This is a genomic window from Pseudomonas sp. PDM02 (assembly GCF_014852285.1).
Taxonomy (GTDB): domain Bacteria; phylum Pseudomonadota; class Gammaproteobacteria; order Pseudomonadales; family Pseudomonadaceae; genus Aquipseudomonas; species Aquipseudomonas migulae.
The window spans coordinates 567,644-593,927 of sequence record NZ_JACVBL010000001.1 but is presented as its reverse complement, the minus strand read 5'-3'; the positions used below and the strand labels follow the sequence as shown (position 1 = coordinate 593,927).

The following is a 26,284-nucleotide window of genomic DNA, read 5'->3' as shown; positions in this document are numbered from 1 at the left end:
ACTCGCTAATAGATACAAAAACGGCCTGTAGGAGCATGGCTTGCCCGCGAAGGGGCCTTTGGGAACACCAAAAGCTTCGCGGGCAAGCCTCGCTCCTACAGGCCGCGCGTTTACTCAGTTGTTGTACAGATCAATGATCGCGCTGACTGCCTGCGTCTTGACCTTGGAGGCATCGTTGCGTGCCTGCTCGATCTTGTTCAGGTAAGCCTCGTCGACGTCGCCGGTCACGTACTGGCCGTCGAACACCGCGCAATCGAACTTGTCGATCTTGATCTTGCCGCCACCGACCGCTTCGATCAAGTCAGGCAAGTCCTGATAGATCAGCCAGTCTGCGCCGATCAGATCCGCGACGTCCTGGGTCGAACGGTTATGGGCGATCAGCTCGTGGGCGCTCGGCATGTCGATGCCGTAGACGTTCGGGTAGCGAACGGCCGGTGCCGCGGAGCAGAAGTAGACGTTTTTGGCGCCAGCTTCGCGGGCCATCTGGATGATTTGCTTGCAAGTGGTGCCGCGAACGATCGAGTCATCCACCAGCATCACGTTCTTGCCGCGGAATTCCAGTTCGATGGCGTTGAGCTTCTGGCGTACGGATTTTTTCCGTGCGGCCTGGCCCGGCATGATGAAGGTCCGGCCGATATAGCGGTTCTTCACGAAGCCTTCGCGGAACTTGACGCCCAGGTGGTTCGCCAGCTCCAGAGCAGCGGTACGGCTGGTGTCCGGAATCGGGATGACCACGTCGATGTCGTGATCCGGACGCTCGCGCAGGATCTTCTCGGCGAGCTTCTCACCCATGCGCAGACGGGCCTTATAAACCGAGACACCGTCGATGATCGAGTCCGGACGCGCCAGGTAGACGTGTTCGAAGATGCACGGAGTCAGGGACGGGTTGGTCGCGCACTGACGGGTGTGCAGCTTGCCGTCTTCAGTGATGTAGACCGCTTCGCCCGGTGCCAGGTCGCGGATCAGGGTGAAACCGAGCACGTCCAGGGACACGCTTTCGGAGGCGATCATGTACTCGACGCCTTCGTCGGTGTGACGCTGACCGAAAACGATCGGACGGATGCCGTGCGGATCGCGGAAACCGACGATGCCGTAACCGGTCACCATCGCCACGACAGCGTAACCACCGACGCAACGGTTGTGCACGTCAGTGACGGCAGCGAACACGTCTTCTTCGGTAGGCTGCAACTTGCCACGCTGGGCCAGTTCGTGCGCGAACACGTTGAGCAGCACTTCCGAATCGGAATTGGTGTTGACGTGGCGCAGGTCAGATTCGTAAATCTCCTTGGCCAGCTGTTCAACGTTGGTCAGGTTACCGTTGTGCGCCAGGGTGATGCCGTAAGGCGAGTTGACGTAGAACGGTTGAGCTTCGGCCGAGGTCGAGCTGCCCGCGGTCGGGTAACGCACATGGCCAATGCCCATGTGACCGACCAGACGCTGCATGTGACGCTGATGGAACACGTCACGCACCAGGCCATTGTCCTTGCGCAGGAATAACCGGCCGTCATGGCTGGTCACGATACCGGCAGCGTCCTGGCCGCGGTGCTGGAGGACGGTTAGCGCGTCATACAGCGCCTGATTGACGTTCGACTTACCGACGATACCGACGATGCCACACATGCGACGCAACCCCTACTTAATGGATCTGAACTGAACACAACTCACTGAGGCGTTTTGGCCGTCGGCAAGAGGTGCTCCTTGAACGGTATTTCAGCGGGTACGCTGATACCGCTGGCAAGCCACTGACTGCTCCACCCGAGAATCAGGTTTTTGGACCAGTCTGCGACCAATAGAAATTTTGGCACGAGTTGCGACTGTTGCCACCACCCGTCCTGCTGTACCGGCCCCAGGCTCAACAGCCCGACCGCCACGACCACCAGCAACACGCCACGCGCGGCGCCGAAGGCCATGCCGAGGAATCGATCGGTCCCGGACAACCCGGTGACGCGAACCAATTCGCCGATAAGATAATTGATCATTGCGCCTACGATCAGCGTGGCGACAAACATTATTGCGCAGCCCGTGATCACACGTGCCGATGGCGTTTCGATGTATCCGGCGAGGTATTCGGACAATGCACCACCGAACATCCAGGCGACGACTCCTGCGATGATCCAGGTCACCAGCGATAATGCTTCTTTGACGAAGCCGCGGCTCAGACTGATCAATGCGGAGATGGCGACGATTGCAACGATCGCCCAGTCAACCCAGGTAAATGGCACAGTGCAGCCTACAGACGGATAAGGCGGCGCATTTTAGCAGAGCCCATGCTTATCGGTAAGCTGCGATTGTCAGTGCATTTCAAATCGGGTCGATAGTTTTCAACCGCGCTCAGGCTGGAAGCGCACCACAAAACCCTTGAGGTTCTGCTGGCGGTTCAACAAGTCACGCAGACGATCGGCTTCCGCACGCTCGATCAACGGCCCTACGAACACCCGATTCTTGCCGTCAGCCGTGCGAATGTAGGCGTTGTAGCCTTGGCTGCGCAGGGTTTTTTGCAGGTTTTCTGCACTGGCACGGCTCGACAGGCTGGCCAGTTGCACCGACCAGCTGACCGACAAGCCATTGGCGTCGACGCGGCTTTGAGTAGTATCCGGCTTACCCGGTGCGGCGGTAATCGGCTGGCTCGGCGCAGTCGTCGGCTTGTTGACCGGAGCCGGTGCCGGAGGCGGCGTTACCGGTTTTGCGACAGGCGCAGGCGCGACGGGCGCAGTCGGCGCGATCGGCATTACGGGCTCTTCCTGCTGCGCGATGTCGTCATCACTCGGCACAGGCTCCTGCGGCAAGACTTGCGGCTCAGGCACCGCCACCGGCTCAACCTGCACCTGCGGCACCGAAGGCGCTTGCGGGGCGGCTGGCGCTTCGACCGTCACCTGACGCTGCTCATCCTGACGGGAAAACAGCATCGGCAGGAAAATCACCGCCAGCGCCACCAGCACCAGGGCGCCGACCATGCGCTGTTTGTAAGCCTTATCCAGCAATGCCATTTGCCGCTTCCTCCGTGGAGCGCCGGGCCAGCCATTCAAGGGCCTCAGCAACACAATAAAATGATCCGAACAACAGAATTTCGTCGTCGCTCGTCGCCAGCGCACACTGCCCTTCCAGGGCGGCGGCCACGCTGTCATAGGACGCGACTGAAGCACCGAGGTTGTACAGCACCCCGTGCAAATCGGCGACCGGTCGTGCCCGCGGCGAATCCAGCGGCGCAACAGCCCAGTGCTGGACACTAGCATTCAATTCGCCGACAACACCATCCAGATCCTTGTCCGCCAGCAATCCAAACACCGCCAGACGCTTGCCGGCCGGCGGTCGGCTCGCCAAACGACGGGCCAGGTATTCGGCGGCGTGAGGGTTATGCCCCACATCCAGCAACAGGTTCAGACGCTTGCCCTGCCAGTCGAACTGGCGGCGGTCGAGGCGACCGACCACTCGCGTGGCTTTCAGTGCATCAATAATCTGCGCATCGACCCAAGGCAAACCAAGCAACAGGTACGCCTGCAACGCCAGCGCGGCGTTTTCCATCGGCAGATCGAGCAACGGCAGATCATGCAACTCGACTACACGCCCTTGAGCGTCAAGACCGCGCCATTGCCAGTTGTGATCGGTGACACCGAGGTCAAAATCGCGTCCCCGCAGGAAAAACGGGCAAGCCAGCTCGCGCGCCTTGTCCAGCAGAGGTTGAGGAGGATTCAGGTCGCCACAGAGCGCAGGCGCGCCCTGGCGGAAGATGCCGGCCTTTTCATAGGCCACTGACTCACGGGTGTCGCCCAGATAATCCGCGTGATCCACGCCGATGCTGGTCACCAGCGCCATGTCGGCATCCACCACGTTGACCGTGTCCAGTCGCCCGCCCAGACCGACTTCCAGCACCACGGCATCCAGCGCTGACCGTTGAAACAGCCAGAACGCCGCCAGGGTGCCCATTTCGAAGTAAGTCAGGGAAGTTTCGCCACGCCCCGCCTCCACCGCAGCAAAGGCTTCGCACAGCTCGGCATCCGTCGCTTCGACGCCGTTGACCTGCACCCGCTCGTTGTAACGCAGCAGGTGCGGAGAATTGTAGACACCAACCTTCAGACCCTGCGCCCGCAGCAATGAAGCCACGAATGCGCAGGTGGAGCCCTTGCCGTTGGTGCCGGTGACCGTGATCACCCGAGGCGCCGGCTTGCCCAGCCCCATGCGGGACGCTACCTGTTGCGAGCGCTCAAGGCCCATGTCGATGGCCGAAGGGTGCAACTGCTCAAGGTAGGCGAGCCACTCGCCAAGGGTGCGTTGGGTCATATGTTTGCAGGCACCGGCGGAACGACGATCGGCTCGATTGGCGCGGCGACGAATTTCGGCGTCGGCTTGCCGGTCAGTTGCGCCAGCAGGTTACCCAGGCGCGGACGCAGTTCCTGACGGTGAATGATCATGTCGATCGCACCGTGTTCCAGCAGGAATTCGCTGCGCTGGAAGCCTTCCGGCAGTTTTTCGCGAACGGTCTGCTCGATTACGCGCGGACCGGCGAAGCCGATCAGGGCTTTCGGCTCGCCGACGATCACGTCGCCAAGCATCGCCAGGCTGGCGGAGACGCCGCCGTAGACCGGATCGGTCAGCACGGAGATGAACGGGATGCCTTCTTCACGCAGACGCGCCAGTACCGCAGAGGTCTTGGCCATTTGCATCAGGGAAATCAGGGCTTCCTGCATCCGCGCACCACCGGAAGCGGCGAAGCAGATCATCGGGCATTTGTTTTCCAGGGCGTAGTTGGCGGCGCGTACGAAGCGCTCACCGACGATCGCACCCATGGAACCGCCCATGAAGGAGAATTCGAAGGCCGAAACCACCACCGGCATGCCCAGCAGGGTGCCACTCATGGAGATCAGCGCGTCTTTCTCGCCAGTCTGCTTTTGCGCAGCGGTCAGGCGGTCCTTGTACTTCTTGCCGTCACGGAATTTCAGACGGTCGACTGGCTCCAGGTCCGCACCCAGCTCGCTGCGGCCTTCGGCGTCGAGGAAGATGTCGATACGGGCGCGGGCGCCGATACGCATGTGGTGGTTGCACTTCGGGCAAACATCCAGGGTCTTTTCCAGCTCCGGACGATACAGCACAGCCTCGCAAGACGGGCATTTGTGCCACAGACCTTCAGGCACCGAGCTCTTCTTGACCTCGGAACGCATGATCGAAGGGATCAGTTTGTCTACTAACCAGTTGCTCATGCTTTCTTTCTCCAGTACCGGCGGCCCGAACGCTCTGGTTCGCAGCCCCGCGTATGCCCTTGAGCTAAATTCATGTGTGTGGCGATGATCGGTGGGTGGCCGGGTCAGTGAAGCGTGACCTGCGTACAACCCATCAATCCTCAGCCGTGCCTGCTTTGTGCAGCGCAGTGCATTTTGGGACGGCGGCAGTCTGCCAGCCGTCACATCAACTACTTGCTGCTGCGTACTGCGTTAATGAATGCCTGAATCTTTGCGTGATCCTTGATGCCCTTGCTCGCCTCTACTCCCCCACTGACGTCCACGGCGTAAGGCCGAACCCGGGCAATCGCTTCTGCGACGTTGTCCGGCGTCAAACCGCCCGCCAGGATGATCGGCTTGCTCAAGCCTTGCGGTATCAGAGACCAGTCGAACGCTTCGCCGGTTCCGCCAGGGACGCCTTCAACGTAGGCGTCGAGCAGGATACCGCTGGCACTTGGAAACGCATTGCATGCCGCCGCGATATCGTCGCCGGCCTTGACCCGCAGCGCCTTGATGTACGGCCGATGCCAGCCTTCACAGTCGGCAGCGGTTTCGTCGCCATGGAACTGCAACAGGTCCAGCGGCACGGCGTCGAGCAACTCTCCCAACTCGCAACGGCTGGCGTTGACGAACAAACCCACGGTCGTCACGAACGGCGGCAGCGCCTTGATGATGTCGCGGGCCTGCTGGAACGTCACGGCCCGCGGGCTCTTGGCGTAAAACACAAACCCGATGGCATCAGCCCCGGCCTCGACCGCCGCCAACGCATCTTCTATGCGGGTAATCCCGCAAATCTTGCTGCGAACGGCTGACATGTCGATAAAACCTCAGGGTAAATCCGAGAAAGTCCCGGATGGTAACAAATGCGTTCGAGGGCGTCAGCCGTCAAGTTCGGTGAAACCGGTCAGGAAGTGTGGGCCAATGTAACGTTCAGGCAATTCGAACTCGTCGCGGTACTCGACCTGCACCAGATACAGGCCGAATGGATGCGCCGTCACCCCGCCGGAACGGCGAATGCGGCTCTCCAGCACTTCCTTCATCCACTCCACCGGACGCTCGCCGGCGCCGATGGTCATCAATACACCGGCAATGTTACGCACCATGTGGTGCAGGAAGGCGCTGGCGCGGATATCCAGCACGATCATCTTGCCGTGACGCGTGACGCGCAGGTGATGCAGCTCTTTGACCGGCGATTTGGCCTGGCACTGGCCAGCGCGAAAAGCGCTGAAATCGTGGGTGCCGACCAGGTATTGCGCAGCCTCAGCCATGCGCTCGACGTCGAGCGGACGGTGATTCCAGGTAATTTCTTCGTTCAGGTGCGCCGGGCGGATCTGATCGTTGTAGATCACGTAGCGATAGCGCCGGGCGATGGCCTTGAACCGTGCATGAAAATGCGCCGGCATGACCTTGGCCCAACTGACGCTGACGTCGTGGGGCAAGTTGATGTTGGCACCCATGACCCAGGCTTTCATCGACCGCTCGACCTGCGTGTCGAAATGCACCACCTGCCCGCAGGCATGCACGCCGGCGTCCGTGCGCCCGGCGCACAGCAGCGACACGGGTGAGTCGGCAACCTTGGACAAGGCGTTTTCCAGGGTTTCCTGCACCGTGAGCACGCCGGAGGCCTGACGCTGCCAGCCGCGATAGCGAGAGCCTTTGTATTCAACGCCCAACGCGATGCGGAAAAAGCCGTCGGCCGCCATTTCGGCGGCCGGGTTATCTATATTTGCCAAGGAGTGACAGCCTGCTGATCTACGCAAAGGCGGGCATTATAAGGCCGCCGGACCGGGACGCCAGAGGCGTGTGTCGTTTGTGCCGTTGCAGTGTCCATACAGACTTCGCTATATAGATAACTACACAACGAAAAAAACAGAACACCACCGAGACCTGATGATGAATGCACCTCTCAAAGAAGCCGTCGGCCTGGCGTACAGCCTGGAAGGCATGCTGCACGCCAAACGCAAGACGTGGGAAGCGATCGACGAAATGGCCCGACGCATCAAACCCGGCATGCGTGAATCCGAGGCGCTGGCCATGAGCCTCGACGTATTGAACGAACTCGGGATGGACCGCATCTGGCACCCGTCAAAGATCCGCTTTGGCGAAAACACTCTGAAAACCTTCAAGCAACGCTCCGAAGGCGATCCGGTACTGGCCGAGAACGACATTTTCTTTATCGACCTCGGCGTGGTCTGGGATCGCCATGAAGGCGACTCCGGCGCAACGTTCGTCGTCGGCGACGATTCCGAGATGAAGGCCTGCGCGGCGGCCGCGAAGACTTTGTTCGATCAGGTTCACGATTACTGGCGCACCCGGCAGGTGGCCGGTCCCGAGCTGTATCGCTACGCCGACGAACAGGCGACGGCGATGGGCTGGAAGCTGAACCTGGAAATCAAGGGGCACCGGGTCAGTGATTTCCCCCATGCGATTTATCGTGCCGGAGATCTGGGGAATTTCGAGGAATGTCCGAATGTGGGGTTATGGATTCTGGAAATCCAGATCGCCCACCCTACCCGGCCGTTTGGTGCGTTTTATGAGGATTTGCTGGCCTGAACCAAAAAGCTTCGCGGGCAAGCCTCGCTCCTACAGGAGTTGTGGAATCCAGTAGGAGCGAGGCTTGCCCGCGAAGACACCTCAACAGACTCCATCGCATTATCGATAAAACAAAAACGGCAGCCTCAATGGGCTGCCGTTTTGTTCATGCCTTACCGATCACTCAAGCCAGACGCGAAAGCATTTCCTTGGCTTCGCTCTTCTGACCCGCGTCACCTTCGCTGACCACCTCATTGAGGATGTCCCGCGCGCCATCGGCGTCGCCCATGTCGATGTAGGCCTGGGCCAAATCGAGCTTGGTGGCGACTTCGTCGGTGCCGGAGAGGAAATCGAATTCCGGTTCGTCAGCGGCGGAAGCCAATGCGTCTTCGGCAGTGAAGGTCGGTTCGCCAATGCTCTGCGACAGACGATCCAGCTCGGCGTTGACGTCATCCAGCTCAGCGGCAAATGCATCCGGAGCGTCCATTTCATCGGCCAGCGACAGATCGAAATCCGCCGGCAGCTCCAGATCATCCAGCGCGACCTCAGGAGCGGCGGCAGGTACTTCAACGGCAGGCAAGTCCTTGACGTCGTCATCCAGGCTCAACAGGAATTCGTCTTCATCGAGGATCCCTGGCGACGGATCGGCACCGAGGTCCATGTCCAGATCGAAGTCCGACAGGTCGTCGAGGTTTTCCTTGATTTCAGTCTGTTGCTGCAACACCGACTCAAAGCTCAGGTCGTCGTCCAGCGGGAATTCATCCAGTTCGGCCAAAGCCTCTGGTTCTGGCTCAGGCGTCGGCTCAGGCGCAGCCACCACAGGAACGACGTTTTCCAGATCATCCAGACTCAGATCAAACGCGCTGTCGAAGTCGTCATCGGCCAGTGCCGGCGCCGGCTCTTCGGACTCGTCCATCAACAGGTCCTTGACGTATTCGGCGTCCAGTTCGGCGGCGACGGCCGCAGCAGCCAGACCACCCGCCACGACGACCGCCATGGCCGGGAAGCGGCTTTTCAGCTCTTCGACACGGGCGAAGTTTTCGCCGTTGGCCACGAGCTGACGCTCCTGGGCCACGAACGCATCGCGGTCGCCCTGCTGACCGTAGACTTCCATCAGCTTCAGACGCAGGTCACTGCGCTGAGGCTCTTGCTTGATGCCATCTTCCAGCAACGCAGCCGCCTGGTTCAGGCGACCGGCGGCCATGTGCGACTGCGCCTTGGCCAGCACGTCGTCATCACGATCAGCGGCAGGCGCGACCAGTGGCGCGGCGATCGGCGGCATGACCACCACTGGCTCAATGACCGGAGCGGGAGCGGGAGCCGGGGTTGGCGCGGGCGCAGGAGCTGGCGCGGTCGCGAGCTTCACGCTTGGCGGCGGCACTTCCAGACCTTCGAAGCTGCTTTCAGGCAAATCCAGATCAGCGGAGAAATCCTGCTCCTCGGACAAGGCACGGGCCATCCGCAGGTGTTTCTCGGCTTCCTGCTGGGCTTTGCGGCGACGGGCCAGCAACAGCAGCAACAGCAGCAGCACCACTGCCCCGCCGCCGACCAGACCCAGCAGCACCGGATTGGTCAGCAGCTCGTTGAATTTCTGATCGTCAGACGCGGCCGGCGCTGGCTCGACAGGCGTTTCAGCCGGAGCTGGTGCCGCCTCAGGAGCGGCCGCCACCGGGGCTGGCGTTGCGGGCGCAGGGCTCGGCGTCAATTCGGCCGAGATCGCCGGGGCCGCCGCGACAGCAGCAGCCGGCGCACCCGCAGCACCTTCGGCCTGCATCTTGGCCAGTTGATTGTTCTTCAACTCGATCAGGCGTTGCAGCTTGTCCAGCTGACTTTGCAGATCGGTCATGCGGCTTTTCAGTTCAGCGTTGTCACGACGGGTCGTGTCGAGGCTTTCCTGGGCCAGGGCCAGCTTGTTGCTCAAGGCCTTCGCATCACCTGCAGCACCTTTGCCACCGGCCTTGCCGGACTCGGCAGACACCAGGCTCAGTTTGTCCTTGGCGGGCTGCACAGGAGCGCCTTCAGCGCGAGGGCGCTTGGTCGCGTCGAGTTGCTGCTGCCCTGCTCCAGGCTTCGCCACATAGCGACGCCCCTGACGCCACGCAGTGTTCTGCGCAGCGACTTCGGCAATGGCTTTGGGTTGCGGCACGCTGGCGACTTGCGTCTGATCCGGCAGGCGCAGCACCTGACCGGTTTTCAGCAGGTTGATGTTGCCGTTGATGAAGGCATCCGGGTTCAGCGCCTGGATGGCCAGCATGGTTTGCTGAACCGAGCCGCCATTGCGCGCCTTCGCAGCGATTTCCCAGAGGGTATCGCGCGGCGTGGTGGTGTATTGGGTCGGTTTGGTAGCGCCGGTCACCGGTGCAGCGACAGTCTGGGTCGGTGCCGGCTGCGCAGCCGCTTCAGCGGTTTGCGGCGAGAATTTGGACGGATCGAGCAGCACGCTGTAATCGCGCAGCAGGCGACCGTTGGGCCACATCACCTGAACCAGGAATTTCACCATCGGTTCGGACAGCGGCTTGCTGGAGGTCACGCGCAAGATGCTTTTGCCACTGGCGTTGAGCACCGGGGTGAAGCTCAGGTCATTGAGGAATGCCTGACGGTCGACACCGGCCTTGGCGAAATCTTCGGGCGACGCCAGGCTCGGCACCAATTCGGCAGCCGTGAGTTCCTTGACGTCGAGCAATTCGATTTCCGCCACCAGCGGCTGGTTCAGCGACGACTTCAGGGTCAATTCCCCGAGCCCGAGCGCATGCGCCATACCGGAGGACAGCGCCGAGGCGGCCGCTATTGCTAACACCAGTTTGCGAACTTGAACCATAGCCTCATCCTTTGTTTGAACATTCCTCGGCCAGCGAGAAGGTGTTGATAGTCGCTGCCGTAAGGCATTGCGCGCGGCGGCGAAGGGTCGTCGCGCGCGATCATTTCTTTCATGCCCCGGAAAGCCTCGCAGGGTGGCTTGCCTTCAGCAATCCGGTCGAGCATGACGCCCGACCAGAATCATTCTGCAAATTGTTGCCAAGTATCTTTTACAGCAGGTCTTTTATCAACAATTCAGCCACCTGCACAGCATTGAGCGCCGCGCCTTTGCGTACGTTATCTGACGTCAGCCACACATTAAGTTCCGACGGGTCGTCGATTCCAGCGCGAACCCGACCGACGTAGACCACATCCTGCCCTACCGCATCGCCGACCGGCGTCGGGTAATCGCCGGCTTCCACCAGTTCGATACCCGGAGCGTCTTCCAGCGCCGCGTTGACTTTTACCAGGTCCACAGCGCTTGCAGACTGCAGGGTCACGTTAAAGCTATCGCCAAAAAACACCGGGGCTTGAATGCAAGTGACGGAAATCTTTAATGAAGGCAAGGCCATGACCTGACGCAGCTCACGCACCAGACGCTTTTCCAGCAGCGTATGGCCGTTTTCATCCGGCTTGCCGACTTGCGCCAGCAGGTTGAAGGCCATCTGCCGATCGAAAAAACTCGGCTCCAGCGGACGCACATTGAGCAGCTCGGCGGTTTGCCGGGCCAGTTCCGTGACGGCTTCGCGGCCCTGGGCAGAAACGGCCAGGCTGGCGGTCACATTGACGCGCTGCAGATCGAGCAGACCGAGCAAGGGTGCGAGCACCACGGCCAAGGTAGTGGCCGACGGGCTTGGGCTGCTGACCTGGAATGGCTTTTTCAGACCGGCCAGAACCTGAGCATTGGCTTCCGGCACCACCTGCGGCGCCTGATCGGCGGGCAAGGCGCCGGACAGATCGATCAGTGAGCAACCGGCCGCCGTGGCGCGCGAGGCGAAACTCAAGGTCACCGCAGGACCTGCGGCGAAGAACACCAGCTGTACTTTGCTGAAGTCGAACTCATCGACCTCCCGCACCCGCACGTTCTTGCCGCGAAACGGCACCGAATGACCGGCGGACTCGCTGCTGGCCAGCAGGTGCAGGTTACCGACCGGAAAGTCGCGCTCTTCGAGAATCTGCACGAGCGTTTCGCCGACAGTACCGGTGGCGCCGATCACGGCAATATCAAAGGACTGGCTCATGGTTGTACCTCTGGCGAAACGGGGGGAGCGGCACTTTACCGGGTGGGTGGCGTGCAGGCAATTCTGCCAAGGGTTTGCGGTGGCTGTACCGGCCTCTTCGCGGGCAAGCCTCGCTCCTACATGGGATCGCGCCGCACCTGTAGGAGCGAGGCTTGCCCGCGAAGAGGCCCTTTCTGACGACACAACACCCATAAAAAAACCCGCGCCCCTTTCAAGGCACGGGTTCTTTCATTGCTTCAATCGATCAACGCTCAAGCAGAATCCGCAGCATGCGACGCAGCGGCTCGGCCGCGCCCCACAACAGCTGGTCGCCGACGGTGAACGCGCCGACGAACTGCGAACCCATGTTCAGCTTGCGCAGACGGCCAACCGGAACATTCAGGGTGCCGGTAACCTTGGTCGGGCTCAGCTCCTGCATGCTGATGTCGCGGTTGTTCGGCACCAGCTTGACCCAAGGGTTGTGCTGGCTGATCAACCCTTCGATGTCGGCGATCGGCACGTCTTTGTTCAGCTTGATGGTCAGTGCCTGGCTGTGGCAGCGCATGGCGCCGACACGCACGCAGATGCCATCGACCGGGATCGGGCTCTTGAAGCGACCGAGGATCTTGTTGGTCTCGGCCTGGGCCTTCCACTCTTCGCGGCTCTGACCGTTCGGCAGTTCCTTGTCGATCCACGGGATCAGGCTGCCGGCCAGCGGTACGCCGAAGTTTTCGGTCGGGTACGCGTCGCTGCGCATGGCTTCGGCCACACGGCGGTCGATGTCGAGGATGGCGCTGGCCGGGTCGGCCAGTTGATCGGCGACAGCGCCGTGGGTCACGCCCATTTGCTTGATCAGTTCACGCATATGCTGCGCGCCGCCACCGGAGGCTGCCTGATAAGTCATGGCGCTCATCCACTCGACCAGACCGGCTTCGAACAGACCGCCCAGACCCATCAGCATCAGGCTGACGGTGCAGTTGCCGCCGATGTAGTTCTTGGTGCCCGCGTCGAGCTGCTGGTCGATGACCTTGCGGTTGACCGGGTCCAGCACGATGACCGCGTCATCCTGCATGCGCAGGCTGGAAGCGGCGTCGATCCAGTAACCCTGCCAGCCGGCTTCGCGCAGCTTCGGGAAGACTTCGCTGGTGTAGTCGCCACCCTGGCAGGTCAGAATCACGTCGAGGGTTTTCAGCTCTTCAATGCTGTAAGCGTCCTTGAGCGGAGCAATGTCCTTGCCCACGGACGGGCCTTGGCCACCGACATTGGAAGTGGTGAAAAACACCGGCTCGATAAGATCGAAATCCTGCTCTTCCAGCATCCGCTGCATGAGCACGGAACCGACCATACCGCGCCAACCGATCAGACCTACACGTTTCATCGCAACTACACCTTCTTGAAAAGTGGGCCGCTGCTTTCGAAGTGGAAAGTGGCAGCGGGCCCGAGAGATTACAGATTCCGCAGCGCGGCGACTACTGCGTCACCCATTTCCTGCGTACCGACTTTAGTGCAACCGGTCGACCAGATGTCGCCCGTCCGCAGGCCCTGATCCAGCACCAGGCTCACGGCTTTCTCGATGGCATCCGCTGCATCCGACTGGTTGAAGCTGTAACGCAACATCATCGACACCGACAAAATGGTCGCCAGCGGGTTGGCAATGCCTTTGCCCGCGATGTCCGGCGCCGAACCGTGGCAAGGCTCGTACATGCCCTTGTTGTGGGTATCCAGCGATGCCGACGGCAGCATGCCGATGGAACCGGTGAGCATCGACGCCTGGTCAGACAGGATATCGCCGAACATGTTGTCGGTGACGATCACGTCGAACTGCTTCGGTGCGCGCACCAGTTGCATGGCGGCGTTGTCGACGTACATGTGGCTCAGTTCGACTTCCGGGTAATCCTTGGCCACTTCTTCGACGATTTCACGCCACAGCTGGCTGGAAGCCAACACGTTGGCCTTGTCCACCGAGCACAGCTTCTTGCCGCGCACCATGGCCATGTCGAAACCGACACGGGCGATGCGGCGGATTTCGCTTTCGCTGTACGGCAGCGTGTCATAGGACTGACGCTCGCCATTTTCCAGGGTGCGGGTGCCACGCGGCGCGCCGAAGTAGATGCCGCCGGTCAGCTCGCGAACGATCAGGATGTCCAGGCCGGAAACGATTTCGGCTTTCAGGCTGGAAGCTTCGGCCAGTTGCGGGTACAGGATCGCCGGACGCAGGTTGCCGAACAGGCCCAGTTGCGCACGAATCTTCAGCAGACCACGCTCAGGACGGATGTCACGCTCGATGGTGTCCCATTTCGGGCCGCCCACGGCGCCCAGCAAAACAGCATCGGCGGCGCGAGCACGCTCCAGGGTTTCGTCGGCCAGTGGCACGCCGTGCTTGTCGATGGCGGCGCCACCGATCACGTCGTGGCTCAGTTCGAAGCCCAGGCTGTACTTGTCGTTGGCCAGTTCCAGCACCTTGACCGCTTCGGCCATGATTTCCGGGCCAATACCGTCACCTGGGAGAATCAGAATCTGCTTGCTCATGCTTTCCTCATGTCATCAGTCGGTGTGCCCTTGGGCACGCCCGGAAAAATTCTATCGCTCGGCGCTTATGTTTCCGAGCTTATCGTTCAGCCATCAGTACCAGTACATCGGTACTGAACGAACCATCGGCCTCAATCTCAAAATATTCGCGTACTTCGTTGCCCATCGACTGCTGCAACTCGAGGATCGCGGCGCGCATCACTTGTGGTGTGCGCATGCGCTCGACCCAACTGGTGTACTCCAGACGCAGGCGTTGACGCGTGGTGCTGCGAGTGTGCAACCCCGCCTCGCTGACCTGACGCAGCCACTCGCCGGCGGAATAATCGCGCACATGGCTGGTGTCGCGCAGCACTTCGACACTTTGCAGGTAAGTGTCGAACAACGGGCTGCCCGGTGACAACACGTCGATGAACGCCGCCACGCCGCCCGGCTTCAACACCCGCCGGACTTCGCGCAGGGCCAGGCCGAGGTCGCTCCAATGGTGCGCCGAATAACGGCTGAAGACGAAGTCGAATTCGCCATCGGCGAATGGCAACCGCTCAGCGGCACCCAGGACCGTGGACACGTTGCCCAACCCACGATCAGCGGCAGCACCGGCGACCACGTCGAGCATTTGCTGCGACAGGTCGTAAGCCACCACTTCCTTGACCAGCGACGCCACGTGAAAACTCACGTGACCAGCGCCGCAACCGAGGTCCAGCACGCGAGCATCGCCCTGCCCGGCCAGCTCAGCCTGTAGCAGCGCAAATTCAGTGCCTTGAGCGTGGACGGCGCTGCTCAGGTAGGCCGAGGCCTGTTCGCCGAATTGCTTTTGGACTACCTGGCTGTGCTGGGCGGTGCTGGTCATGTGGACTTCCTTTTTCGGGTGAGTCTTGGGGTGTTTTTTCGGGCCTCTTCGCGGGCAAGCCTCGCTCCTACAAGGACAGCGCAATACCTGTAGGAGCGAGGCTTGCCCGCGATGAGGCCAGCCCTGACTACATCAATTTCAAATCAAACGTCGCGAAACAACCAAGGCTGGCTCGCACGATGCTTGGCTTCAAACGATGCAATTGCCTCGTGATCCTGCAAAGTCAGGCCGATGTCATCGAGGCCGTTGACCAGGCAATGCTTGCGGAACTCGTCGAGCTCGAAGCTGTAGACCTTGCCGTCAGGCCGGGTCACGGTCTGGGCTTGCAGGTCGATCTTCAACTCGTAGCCAGGATTCGCCTCGACTTGCTGGAACAGTTCATCCACTTCAGCGTCGCTCAAGATGATCGGCAGCAAGCCGTTCTTGAAGCTGTTGTTGTAGAAGATGTCGGCATAGCTCGGCGCAATGATGCTGCGGAAACCGTACTCTTCCAGCGCCCACGGCGCGTGCTCGCGGCTGGAGCCGCAACCGAAGTTTTCGCGGGCCAACAATACGCTGGCGCCCTGGTAACGCTCGGCGTTGAGGACGAAATCCTTGTTCAGCGGACGCTTGGAGTTGTCCTGGTAGGCATAACCCACGTCCAGGTAGCGCCATTCGTCAAACAGGTTCGGGCCAAAACCGGTGCGCTTGATCGACTTCAAGAACTGCTTCGGAATGATCTGGTCGGTGTCGACGTTGGCACGATCCAATGGCGCAACCAAACCGGTGTGTTGGGTAAAAGCTCTCATGTGCGGTTCCTCAGATCAGTTCGCGAACGTCGATGAAACGACCGTTGACGGCAGCCGCCGCGGCCATGGCCGGGCTGACCAGGTGCGTACGGCCACCGGCGCCCTGACGCCCTTCGAAGTTGCGGTTGGAGGTCGATGCGCAATGCTCGCCCGACTCCAAACGGTCCGGGTTCATCGCCAGGCACATCGAGCAACCTGGTTCACGCCACTCGAAACCGGCTTCGAGGAAAATCTTGTCCAGGCCTTCGGCCTCGGCTTGCGCCTTCACCAGGCCCGAGCCCGGCACCACGATGGCTTGCTTGATGGTCGAAGCCACTTTGCGGCCCTTGGCGATCACCGCCGCAGCGCGCAGGTCTTCGATCCGCGAGTTGGTGCAGGAGCCAATGAACACGCGGTCCAGCTGAATGTCGGTGATCGCCTGATTGGCGGTCAAACCCATGTACTTCAGGGCGCGCTCGATGGAACCGCGTTTGACCAGGTCCATTTCCTTCGCCGGGTCCGGCACGTTCTGATCGACCGCCAACACCATCTCGGGCGAAGTGCCCCAGCTGACTTGAGGCTTGATCTGAGTGGCGTCGAGCTCGACGACGGTGTCGAACACCGCATCAGCGTCGGAAACCAGGTCTTTCCAGGCTTCGACAGCGAGGTCCCATTCCGCGCCTTTCGGGGCAAACGGACGGCCTTTCACATACGCCACGGTTTTTTCATCCGCCGCCACCAGACCTACGCGAGCGCCAGCCTCGATGGACATGTTGCAGATGGTCATGCGGCCTTCGATAGACAAGTCGCGAATGGCGCTGCCGGCAAACTCGATGGCATGGCCATTACCGCCGGCGGTGCCGATCTTGCCGATGACCGCGAGCACGATGTCCTTGGCGGTCACGCCGAACGGCAGTTTGCCTTCGACCGACACCAGCATATTCTTCATTTTCTTGGCGACCAGGCACTGCGTGGCGAACACGTGCTCGACCTCGGAAGTGCCGATGCCATGGGCCAGGGCGCCAAATGCACCGTGGGTCGAGGTGTGCGAGTCGCCGCAGACCACGGTCATGCCCGGCAAGGTTGCGCCCTGCTCCGGACCGATCACGTGAACGATGCCCTGGCGCACGTCATTCATTTTGAATTCGGTGATGCCATATTCATCGCAGTAGTCATCGAGGGTCTGAACCTGCAAACGCGAGACCTGGTCGGTAATCGCTTCGATGCCGCCCTTGCGATCCGGAGTGGTCGGTACGTTGTGATCCGGCGTGGCGATGATCGAGTCGACGCGCCAAGGCTTGCGCCCGGCCAGGCGCAGGCCTTCGAAAGCTTGGGGCGAAGTCACTTCATGGATGATGTGGCGGTCGATATAGATCAGCGACGACCCATCGTCGCGCCGTTTCACTTCATGGGAATCCCAAAGCTTGTCGTAAAGCGTTTTGCCGGCCATCAGACGGTCCTCATCAGCGTGTTTCTATGCCCTGGGTCTTGAGAATTTCAATAACCCTTTGGCTTGTGAGGTCGATCCTAGGGGGTTACATTAAATAACTCAAATTCATATTTTTTATGCTTTGGATAACCAACTGGAATACGACGATGGATCTGGCCAACCTTAATGCCTTTATTGCCATTGCCGAGACAGGAAGCTTCTCCGGTGCCGGCGAACGGCTGCACCTGACGCAACCGGCGATCAGCAAACGGATCGCAGGGCTGGAGCAGCAATTAAAGGTGCGACTGTTTGATCGGCTGGGTCGCGAAGTCGGCCTGACCGAAGCCGGACGCGCCCTGCTGCCACGGGCTTATCAGATTCTGAACGTGCTGGACGACACCCGCCGCGCCCTGACTAACCTGACTGGCGAAGTGACCGGCCGCCTGACGCTGGCCACCAGTCACCACATCGGCCTGCACCGTTTACCGCCCTTGTTAAGGGAATTCACCCGACGCTACCCACAAGTGGCGCTGGATATTCAGTTCCTCGATTCGGAAGTGGCCTACGAAGAAATCCTCCACGGTCGCGCCGAGCTGGCCGTCATCACCCTCGCGCCCGAGCCTCATGCCCTGGTCAAGGCCACGCCGGTGTGGGACGACCCGCTGGATTTCGTGGCCGCGCCGGAGCATTCACTGATCAGCAATGGCGCGGTCAGCCTGGCGGACATCGCCCTGCATCCGGCGGTATTTCCCGGCGGCAACACCTTTACTCACCATATCGTCCGGCGCCTGTTCGAAGCCCAAGGCTTGACGCCGAACATCGCCATGAGCACGAATTATCTGGAAACCATCAAGATGATGGTGTCGATCGGCCTGGCCTGGAGCGTGTTGCCGCGCACAATGCTTGACGATCAGGTTGCGCGAATACCTTTGCCCGGCATACAACTGACTCGCCAGCTAGGCTATATCTTGCACACCGAACGGACGCTGTCGAACGCAGCACGGGCTTTTATGGCCTTGTTGGATGCACAACTCGATCTGCCAGGGACTCAAGGCTAATTTGTGCTACTCCTATAGAGCCTCAAATACCTGCGCCTAACGCCCCATTCAGCCCAAGGCCTGCCAATGCCGAAATCTGTTGACCGTATTCCGCCGATGCCACGTATTCAGGCGCTTGACCCGAAACGATCCGAGCAGAGCTGGGAGAGTGCGCCGCAGCTGCTGGCCGCCCTCAACGGCGCACGTTTGGGCGCCTGGTATTGGGACATCGAACGCGGGCAGATCAGTTGGTCGCGGGGTACGCAGGCGCTGTTCGGTTTCGACCCCCGGCAACCGTTGCCGGCGGATCTGGAATACCTCGACCTGTTGCCCCCGGAGGATCGAGCGAAAACCCTCCGTGCCTTCCACGCGGTAATCGCCGGCGCGCCACTGGAACAGGCGATGCATCACCGCATTCGCTGGCCCGACGGCAGCCTGCACTGGCTGGAGATCAACGGCAGCCTGCTGCCGGACAAACACGGGCGACCACGCATGATCGGGGTAATCCGCGAGATCACCCACCAGCGTCAGCGTGAACAGGCGCTGAGCAGCTCGGAAAAACGCTTCGCGACGCTGTTTCACCTGTGCCCGAACATGGTGCTGCTGACTCGCCAGGAAGACGGCCTGATCACCGAAGCCAACCAGTATTTCGAAAGCCTGTTCGGCTGGCCGGTGCAAAACGCGATTGGCCGCACCACGCTGGAACTGGGCCTGTGGGTACACCCGGAGCAACGGGAGAAACTGGTCAAGGCGACCAAGGCCAAAGGTGAGCTGGTCAGCATGGAGGTGCAGTTCCGCGCCAGTAATGGCCAGGTCCACGATGGCATTCTCAGCGCGCAAAAGGTCGAACTCGAGGGCCAGCCCTACCTGCTCAGCACTTTCCTCGACACCACTGAACGCAAGGCTGCCGAACTCGCCTTGAAAGACAGCCAGGAGCGCCTCGATCTGGCGCTGGACTCGGCGCAACTCGGCACCTGGGACTGGCACATTCCCAGCGGCATGTTGTATGGCTCGGCCCGCGCCGCGCAGTTGCACGGACTGGACCCCATACCGTTCCATGAATCCTTCGACGAGTTTTTCGAAGGCGTGCCCGGCGAGGAGCGCGACAGCATGCGCGATGCCTATCGCAGCCTGCGCGAAGGCCCGGCCGGCAACTATCAGTTGACCTACCGCGTGCAGCTGGAGGACGGCACTTCGCGTTACCTGGAAAGCCGCGCCCGCCTCTACCGCGATGAAAACGGCGCACCGCTACGCATGGCGGGGACCTTGCTGGACATTACCGATCAGGTCGAACGCGAACAGAAGCTGGTCGCCTCCGAAGAGAAGTTTGCCACCCTGTTCCAGGTCAGCCCGGACCCGATCTGCGTTACCCGCCAGGACACCGGCCAGTTCATCGAGATCAACTCCAGTTTCACCCAGACCTTCGGCTGGAGTACCGCCGAGGTGATTGGTCGCAGCGCCGACGAAATCGGCCTGTGGGACGCCTCGGCGAAAAGCCTGCGCCGGATCGAACAAGTCATCCGCGAACAAGGCCTGAACAACGTCGCCATCATCGTCCAGCACAAGGACGGCCAGTCGCTGACCTGCGTGATTTCCAGCCGCCAGATCAGTGTCGGCGACCAGCCGTGCATCGTTACCACTCTGCGTGATATCACCCAGCAACAACGCTCGGAAGCGGCGCTCAAGGCCAGCGAGGAGAAGTTCGCCAAGGCCTTCCACTCCAGCCCCGACGCCATCACCATCACCGAACGCGACACCGGGCGCTATCTGGAGGTCAACGACGGTTTCTGCCGCCTGACCGGCTACCGCGCCGATGAAGTCGTCGGCCGCACGGTGTACCAGGTCGGCATCTGGGCCGAAGAAAAACAACGCTCGGCGCTGCTGGCCGAGCTGCAGATCAAGGGCCGCGTGCATCACCAGGAAATGCTTGGGCGCAACAAGCATGGCGACTTGCTGACCGTCGAAGTCTCGGTAGAACCGATCACCCTCAATGAAACCGCGTGCCTGCTGCTGACCGCGCGGGACGTCAGCCTGTTGAAAAACGCCGAAGCACAGATCCGCCACCTGGCCTACCACGACCCGCTGACCAACCTGCCCAACCGCGCGCTGTTGATGGATCGCCTGAGCCAGCAGATCGCCCTGCTCAAACGCCACAACCTGCGCGGCGCCCTGATGTTTCTGGACCTCGACCACTTCAAGCACATCAACGATTCGCTCGGCCACCCGGTGGGCGACACGGTGCTGAAGATCATCACTGCGCGCCTCGAAGCCAGCGTGCGCATGGAAGACACCGTGGCACGGTTGGGCGGTGACGAATTCGTGGTGCTGCTCAGCGGCCTGGAAGGTTCGCGCAATGAAGTCAGCGAGCAGGTCCGCGAACTGGCGGACACCTTGCGCGAACTGCTGTCGGAACCGATGTTCCTCGACGGCCAGCGCCTGCAAGTGACACCGAGTATCGGTATCGCGCTGATTCCCGATCATGGCTCGACCCCGACCGACCTGCTCAAACGCGCCGACATCGCGCTGTATCGGGCCAAGGATTCGGGGCGCAACACCACCCAGATGTATCACAACACCATGCAGAAGGCCGCCAGTGAACGCCTGCGCATGGAAACCGACCTGCGCCTGGCCCTTTCCCGGGGAGAATTCGACGTGCATTACCAGCCGCAGGTGGACGCCCGCGACAATCGCATCGTCGGCGCCGAAGCGCTGGTGCGCTGGAACCATCCGGAATTGGGCGCGCAATCGCCGACTGAATTCATCAAGGTCCTGGAAGACAGCGGACTGATTCTGGAAGTCGGCACCTGGATCGTCGACGAAGCCTGCGACGCCTTTAAACAGCTGATCGCCAAGGGCCTGATCGACCCGCTCGACTTCAGCCTGTGCGTGAACATCAGCCCACGACAATTCCGCCAGAACGACTTCGTCGAGCGCATCGAGCTCAGCCTCGCCACCCACGGCCTGCCCTGCTCGCTGCTGAAACTGGAGATCACCGAAGGCATCGTCATCCAGAATCTGGAAGACACCATCAGCAAAATGCGCCGCCTGAAAAAACTCGGCATCAGCTTCGCCATGGACGACTTTGGCACCGGTTATTCCTCGCTGACTTACCTCAAGCGATTGCCGGTCGACACCCTGAAAATCGACCAGTCGTTCATTCGCGATGCGACTACCGACCCGAACGACGCCGAGATCATCCGCGCCATCGTCGCCATGGCCCGCAGCCTGGAGTTGAAAGTGATTGCCGAAGGGGTGGAGACGCCGGAACAGTTAGAGTTTTTGCAGGGGCTGGGCTGCCATTTTTATCAGGGCTATCTGCACAGCCAGCCGTTGCCGGTGGAGGCATTCCAGAAACTCCTGAAATAACCCGCACCCTGTAGGAGCGAGCCTGCTCGCGATGGACGTCAACGATGACGCGGGAATCCTGAAACCCCGCAGCGCTCTCAGGTCCATCGTCGGAACGCCGCCCGGAGCCGGCTCGCTCCTACAGGAAGTGCGGGCACAAAAAAGGGCGCCATTGGCGCCCTTTTTCATTGCCCCGCCTTAGTGCTGCAGAGCGGGTTTTTGCGTCCCGTTGATTGGGATGCGTTTGGCTTTCGCCTCTTCCGGAATGACACGCAGCAGGTCGATGCTCAACAGACCGTTGCTCAGGTCGGCGGCCTTGATCTCGATATGGTCCGCCAGGCGGAACGACAGTTTGAACGCGCGCTGGGCGATGCCTTGATGCAGGAAGGTCACGCCTTCAGTTGCGTCGCGTTTGCCGCCACTGATGGTCAGCACACCTTTCTCGACTTGCAGGTCCAGGTCTTCTTCCTGGAAACCGGCGGCCGCTACAACGATGCGGTATTGATCGTCACCGTGTTTTTCCACGTTGTAAGGTGGATAGGTGCTGCCTGGCTCGTTGCGCAGGGCGGTTTCGAACAGGTCGTTGAAACGGTCGAAGCCTACCGAGGAACGGAACAGTGGGGCCAGGGAAAATGCAGTAGTCATGGTTCAAATCTCCTGAAAACAATCAGCAAGTTTTTTGTCTCCGCGACCCGAATTCGGCATCGCGTAATCCTTAGATAGGGACCGCTGATTGCATTTCAAGAGATTATTTCGAGATTTTTTTCAGGCCGCTTCGGCTACCTGCAACCCCAGCAAACGCGAAACCTGATCCAGTTCGGTTTCACGGCGAAGCAGGGTGAACAGCTCAACCGCCTCGGGATAATTGCGGGTCAGCATCGCCAGCCACTGCTTCAGGCGACCGGGCGATTGGCGTGGCGTCATCTGGGCTTTGGCTTGCAGCCAGAAGTCCTGAATCAACGGCAGTAGCTCGGCCCAGGTCATCTCGACCACCTCTTCACCGGCACGGGCGGCGGCGATCTGCCGGGCCAGGTCCGGACGCGACACCAGCCCGCGACCGAGCATGATGTCTTCCACGCCGCTGATTTCGCGGCAGCGGCGCCAGTCTTCGACGCTCCAGATATCACCGTTGGCGAATACCGGCACCTTGACCACTTCCTGCACGCGAGGGATCCACTCCCAATGCGCCGGCGGCTTGTAGCCGTCCATCTTGGTCCGCGCATGCACCACGATGTGCTCCGCGCCGCCTTCGGCCAGGGCCGTGGCGCAGACCAGCGAACCGTCAGGGCTGTCGAAGCCGAGACGCATTTTCGCGGTGACCGGAATGTGCGCCGGAACGGCGCGACGGACATGCTCGACGATCTGGTTCAGCAGCTCGGGCTCTTTGAGCAGTACCGCGCCGCCACGGGATTTATTGACGGTCTTGGCCGGGCAGCCGAAGTTCAGGTCGATGACTTCGGAACCCAGCTCACAGGCCAGCGCGGCGTTTTCCGCCAGGCACACCGGGTCGGAACCCAACAGCTGCACGCGCAATGGCACGCCGGACGCGGTGCGCGCATCCGTCAGCAGTTCAGGACCGAACTTGTGGAAATAGGCAGGGGTGAGCAGCTGATCGTTGATCCGGATGAACTCGGTCACGCACCAATCGATACCGCCCACACGGGTCAGCACGTCCCGCAGGATGTTGTCGACCAACCCCTCCATGGGCGCCAAAGCAATTTGCATGAAAAACACACTCGACGAAAAACGTGCGGCAGTTTACTGGTTTCGGCGGTTAGAAGGTATTTCGTCAGACCGGACGCTTTCGCGGGCAAGCCTCGCTCCTACAGGTTTTGTATCGTTCGCATGATGGGCGAATGACGCAAAACCCTGTAGGAGCGAGGCTTGCCCGCGAAGGGTTCAATTAAATCGCGACTTGCAACGCCGGGCCGTAACCTTCGATGAACTCCGCCGGCATGCGCTTGGGTTTGCCCGTGGACAGCTCAATGCAGACAAACGTGGTTTGCGCGCGCAGTAACGTGGTGTTGTCGCTCGGGCGCTTGAGCTGGAAGTGCCGAGTCATTTTCAGGCGCTGGTCCCAATCGACGATCCAGGTCGCCAATTGCAACTCATCGCCTTCATAGGCCGCCGCCAGGTAATCGATCTCGTGCCGCACCACCGCCATCGCCCGATCCAGCCGCCGGTACTCGACCAGATCGAGGCCGAGCCGCTGCGAGTGGCGCCAGGCGCAGCGTTCGAGCCAGGTCACGTACACCGCGTTATTCGCGTGACCCAACCCATCGATGTCCTCGGCGTCCACCGCAAGATCAATGATAAATGGCGTTGCCCGATCCCAGCCCATGCCCCACTCCCGGTCAAATGATGTCGACCGAGGCAGTGTAACGGATGCTCAGGCCGATTGGCGCGATTGCAGGCTGCGACCGGCCAGCAGTGATAACACGCCATCAATCACCCGCGGGTCGGCAAGCACCCGTTGATGACCGCCCTCCTCCAGCCGCAGTAAGCGACTGTCGAACCAGGCCTCGTGGATCAGTTGGGATTCCTTGACCGGGACGAAGTTGTCGTCTTCGGCATGAACGATCAGGCCAGGCATGTCGAGCTGATAACGCGAGACATCCAATGCAGCCGCGCGCATGCCGACATCTTTTTCGACTTGGCGAATGAACGCCGAACGGGCTTTTGGCGGTAGCCGCACGTAGCGGGCGAAACCGCGCAGAACCCCTAGAATCCGCGCCGGAGCGCCGATGGTCACCAGGGTTTCGGTGCGCAAGCCCAACTGAACGGCGAGCATGGCGCTGGCACCGCCCATCGAGTGACCGATGACCGCTTGCAGCGGCGGTAACTCGGCAGCGGCCTCAAGCATGGCCCGGGCGAACAGCACGACGTTGGCTTCGTTGCCCGGCGAGCGACCGTGAGCCGGACCGTCCAGGGCGACTACGGTGTAGCCGGCGTCAACCAGCGCGGTGATCAGGCTGGCAAACTGCGTTGGCCGACCTTCCCAACCGTGCATCAGCAATACCGCCGGGCCTTGCCCCCAGCGCAACGCCGAGAGGCCGAAACGGAGTGTGATGCGCTCGGATTTCGCCAGTAACGGCAATTCCCAATCACGCGGCGGCAGATCCCGCGGCGTCATGAACGCCAGTCGCATTTTGCTCGCGACCAGTTTCGGTGCAAACCAGCCCAAGGTGCCATTAACGCCACGAACCCACTTTAACGCGCTCATCGCTCTCACTCCTCAGGCCATTGCCTTCAGGTCATAGCACCGCCGACTTGGCGGCACGCAGCAATCGATCAGACAACTCTCCCGGCCCCAGCGCCCGTGCCAGAGCCAATCCACCGACCATCAAGGCCATGTCGGCCAAGGCTTTGTCGGCGTCTTCCGGGCTGGCCGCCAACTGCGCGACCATCATTTCCACGTGTTCATTCAGCGCCACCCGAAATGCGTCCGGCAGGCGTCCCAGCTCGCCGACGGAGGCCGGGATCGGGCACGCGGATTCAGAGGAATCCCGGTGTTTGCGTGACAGGTAAAACGCCGCCACCAACGCGCGACGCTCTTCGCCGGTCAACTCGGCGTCCATGTCGGCGATCAAGCTACGGCGGTGACCGAGCAGTTGCTTGAACGCTTCCAGCATCATCGCGTCCTTGCTTTCGAAGTGCGCATAGAAGCCGCCAACCGTCAGGCCGGCTGCGCCCATCACTTCGCCCACGCTCGGTTCGGCCGGGCCACGCTGAATCAGTGCTGCGCTGGCGGCCTTGAGAATGCGTTCGCGGGTTTGAGCTTTTTTATCGTTCATCGTTGCCTCCGAATATTACGACTAGAATATTATTCTCATAATAATTTTCCGCAAGTCGTAGATGTGACCGCTGGTCTGAAGAACAGTTTGAGAGAAATGGGGGATTTGGCCAAACGCCAGACAAACAAAAGGGCCATTCAATAATTGAATGACCCTTATAAAATCCCGCAGAGCGGGTAATCGTGGCGTCCCCTAGGGGACTCGAACCCCTGTTACCGCCGTGAAAGGGCGGTGTCCTAGGCCACTAGACGAAGGGGACGCAAAACCTTCTATACAACTGATCAGTGCTGAGAGCTGATCGATTCAAGGCCGGTGTGGCCAGACCTTGAACTGTAAAATTGGTGGAGCTAGACGGGATCGAACCGTCGACCTCTTGCATGCCATGCAAGCGCTCTCCCAGCTGAGCTATAGCCCCGGATTTTTCGCCTCGCGGCGGAGCGGCATCTTGCGACATCGCTTCTGTAAAACTGGCGTCCCCTAGGGGACTCGAACCCCTGTTACCGCCGTGAAAGGGCGGTGTCCTAGGCCACTAGACGAAGGGGACGCAAACCCTTCTATACAACAGATCAACGCTGAGTGTTGATCGCTTCAAGGCCGGTGTGGCCAGACCTTGAAGTGTAAATTGGTGGAGCTAGACGGGATCGAACCGTCGACCTCTTGCATGCCATGCAAGCGCTCTCCCAGCTGAGCTATAGCCCCTCATCGCTGAGGACGGGGCGAATCTTAATGGCGCTTCGGAAACGTGTCAAATTTATTTTTAACAATTTCCAAAGTT

General features: G+C 60.7%; 22 protein-coding genes and 4 tRNA genes. 3 read left to right on the top strand and 23 right to left on the bottom strand.

The annotated features are described in order from the left end of the window. Positions 1-114: 114 nt before the first annotated feature. The 7 genes from purF to truA all read right to left on the bottom strand — a co-directional run bounded on the left by purF (position 115) and on the right by truA (position 6,916). Positions 115-1,620 (bottom strand): amidophosphoribosyltransferase, encoded by a 1,506-nt coding sequence (purF, locus tag IB245_RS02630; RefSeq protein WP_007935163.1) that lies wholly within the window; start codon positions 1,618-1,620, stop codon positions 115-117. A gap of 41 nt (positions 1,621-1,661) precedes the next feature. Continuing rightward, entirely contained in the window at positions 1,662-2,222 is a 561-nt protein-coding gene (locus IB245_RS02625) for a CvpA family protein (protein ID WP_008028275.1), read from the bottom strand. 99 nt (positions 2,223-2,321) lie between these two features. Beyond that, positions 2,322-2,987 (bottom strand): SPOR domain-containing protein, encoded by a 666-nt coding sequence (locus IB245_RS02620; RefSeq protein WP_192226366.1) that lies wholly within the window; start codon positions 2,985-2,987, stop codon positions 2,322-2,324. Further along, entirely contained in the window at positions 2,971-4,278 is a 1,308-nt protein-coding gene (gene folC / locus IB245_RS02615; protein WP_192226364.1) for a bifunctional tetrahydrofolate synthase/dihydrofolate synthase, read from the bottom strand. Before folC ends, IB245_RS02620 begins: the two co-directional genes overlap by 17 nt. Then, complete coding sequence (gene accD / locus IB245_RS02610) at positions 4,275-5,195, bottom strand: acetyl-CoA carboxylase, carboxyltransferase subunit beta (protein ID WP_008028281.1); 921 nt, start codon at positions 5,193-5,195, stop codon at positions 4,275-4,277. The genes folC and accD overlap by 4 nt, the downstream gene beginning before the upstream one ends. Positions 5,196-5,404: 209 nt before the next feature. Further along, positions 5,405-6,028, bottom strand: coding sequence for a phosphoribosylanthranilate isomerase (locus tag IB245_RS02605; protein WP_192226362.1), 624 nt, complete (start codon positions 6,026-6,028; stop codon positions 5,405-5,407). Positions 6,029-6,091: 63 nt separating this feature from the next. Next, positions 6,092-6,916, bottom strand: coding sequence for a tRNA pseudouridine(38-40) synthase TruA (gene truA / locus IB245_RS02600; RefSeq protein ID WP_032828713.1), 825 nt, complete (start codon positions 6,914-6,916; stop codon positions 6,092-6,094). 190 nt (positions 6,917-7,106) lie between these two features. Between truA and IB245_RS02595 the strand changes: the two genes are divergently transcribed. Then, complete coding sequence (locus tag IB245_RS02595) at positions 7,107-7,766, top strand: M24 family metallopeptidase (RefSeq protein ID WP_192226360.1); 660 nt, start codon at positions 7,107-7,109, stop codon at positions 7,764-7,766. 163 nt (positions 7,767-7,929) lie between these two features. Here the strand turns inward: IB245_RS02595 and IB245_RS02590 are convergent, their stop codons facing one another. The 7 genes from IB245_RS02590 to leuC all read right to left on the bottom strand — a co-directional run bounded on the left by IB245_RS02590 (position 7,930) and on the right by leuC (position 17,354). Continuing rightward, positions 7,930-10,563 carry a FimV family protein gene (locus tag IB245_RS02590; protein WP_192226358.1) on the bottom strand — a complete coding sequence of 878 codons (2,634 nt, stop codon included), beginning with the start codon at positions 10,561-10,563 and terminating at the stop codon, positions 7,930-7,932. Positions 10,564-10,771: 208 nt separating this feature from the next. Further along, a complete protein-coding gene (locus tag IB245_RS02585; protein ID WP_192226356.1) occupies positions 10,772-11,782 on the bottom strand; it encodes an aspartate-semialdehyde dehydrogenase in 1,011 nt (336 codons plus the stop codon). 244 nt (positions 11,783-12,026) lie between these two features. Further along, on the bottom strand, positions 12,027-13,139 hold the full coding sequence (gene asd / locus IB245_RS02580; RefSeq protein ID WP_008037636.1) for an aspartate-semialdehyde dehydrogenase: 1,113 nt from the start codon (positions 13,137-13,139) through the stop codon (positions 12,027-12,029). Between the two features lie 68 nt (positions 13,140-13,207). Continuing rightward, positions 13,208-14,290: a 3-isopropylmalate dehydrogenase gene (gene leuB, locus IB245_RS02575; RefSeq protein ID WP_192226354.1), complete on the bottom strand. Its 1,083-nt coding sequence runs from the start codon at positions 14,288-14,290 to the stop codon at positions 13,208-13,210. A 79-nt stretch (positions 14,291-14,369) separates the two neighbouring features. Continuing rightward, complete coding sequence (locus IB245_RS02570) at positions 14,370-15,137, bottom strand: class I SAM-dependent methyltransferase (protein WP_192226352.1); 768 nt, start codon at positions 15,135-15,137, stop codon at positions 14,370-14,372. A gap of 143 nt (positions 15,138-15,280) precedes the next feature. Continuing rightward, positions 15,281-15,925: a 3-isopropylmalate dehydratase small subunit gene (gene leuD / locus IB245_RS02565; protein WP_192226350.1), complete on the bottom strand. Its 645-nt coding sequence runs from the start codon at positions 15,923-15,925 to the stop codon at positions 15,281-15,283. A 10-nt stretch (positions 15,926-15,935) separates the two neighbouring features. Then, positions 15,936-17,354 (bottom strand): 3-isopropylmalate dehydratase large subunit, encoded by a 1,419-nt coding sequence (gene leuC, locus IB245_RS02560; RefSeq protein WP_008028300.1) that lies wholly within the window; start codon positions 17,352-17,354, stop codon positions 15,936-15,938. Positions 17,355-17,500: 146 nt separating this feature from the next. Here leuC and IB245_RS02555 point away from each other — a divergent pair, with 146 nt between their 5' ends. Together IB245_RS02555 and IB245_RS02550 are read left to right on the top strand one after the other, a co-directional pair. After that, positions 17,501-18,391, top strand: coding sequence for a LysR family transcriptional regulator (locus tag IB245_RS02555; RefSeq protein ID WP_008028303.1), 891 nt, complete (start codon positions 17,501-17,503; stop codon positions 18,389-18,391). Positions 18,392-18,457: 66 nt separating this feature from the next. Continuing rightward, complete coding sequence (locus tag IB245_RS02550) at positions 18,458-21,736, top strand: PAS domain S-box protein (protein ID WP_008028304.1); 3,279 nt, start codon at positions 18,458-18,460, stop codon at positions 21,734-21,736. 177 nt (positions 21,737-21,913) lie between these two features. Here the strand turns inward: IB245_RS02550 and IB245_RS02545 are convergent, their stop codons facing one another. From IB245_RS02545 to IB245_RS02505, 9 genes are all read right to left on the bottom strand, one after another. Further along, a complete protein-coding gene (locus IB245_RS02545) occupies positions 21,914-22,360 on the bottom strand; it encodes an Hsp20 family protein (RefSeq protein WP_008028306.1) in 447 nt (148 codons plus the stop codon). A gap of 120 nt (positions 22,361-22,480) precedes the next feature. After that, on the bottom strand, positions 22,481-23,440 hold the full coding sequence (locus tag IB245_RS02540) for a tRNA dihydrouridine synthase (protein WP_192226348.1): 960 nt from the start codon (positions 23,438-23,440) through the stop codon (positions 22,481-22,483). A 178-nt stretch (positions 23,441-23,618) separates the two neighbouring features. After that, on the bottom strand, positions 23,619-24,056 hold the full coding sequence (locus IB245_RS02535; RefSeq protein ID WP_008037643.1) for an acyl-CoA thioesterase: 438 nt from the start codon (positions 24,054-24,056) through the stop codon (positions 23,619-23,621). Positions 24,057-24,104: 48 nt separating this feature from the next. Continuing rightward, on the bottom strand, positions 24,105-24,938 hold the full coding sequence (locus IB245_RS02530; protein WP_192226346.1) for an alpha/beta fold hydrolase: 834 nt from the start codon (positions 24,936-24,938) through the stop codon (positions 24,105-24,107). Positions 24,939-24,969: 31 nt separating this feature from the next. After that, entirely contained in the window at positions 24,970-25,509 is a 540-nt protein-coding gene (locus tag IB245_RS02525) for a TetR/AcrR family transcriptional regulator (RefSeq protein WP_192226344.1), read from the bottom strand. 183 nt (positions 25,510-25,692) lie between these two features. Beyond that, positions 25,693-25,768: transfer RNA gene (locus tag IB245_RS02520), tRNA-Glu, on the bottom strand. An 80-nt stretch (positions 25,769-25,848) separates the two neighbouring features. Further along, positions 25,849-25,924, bottom strand: a tRNA-Ala gene (locus IB245_RS02515). A 53-nt stretch (positions 25,925-25,977) separates the two neighbouring features. Then, positions 25,978-26,053: transfer RNA gene (locus tag IB245_RS02510), tRNA-Glu, on the bottom strand. A 79-nt stretch (positions 26,054-26,132) separates the two neighbouring features. After that, positions 26,133-26,208, bottom strand: a tRNA-Ala gene (locus IB245_RS02505). Positions 26,209-26,284: the final 76 nt, after the last annotated feature.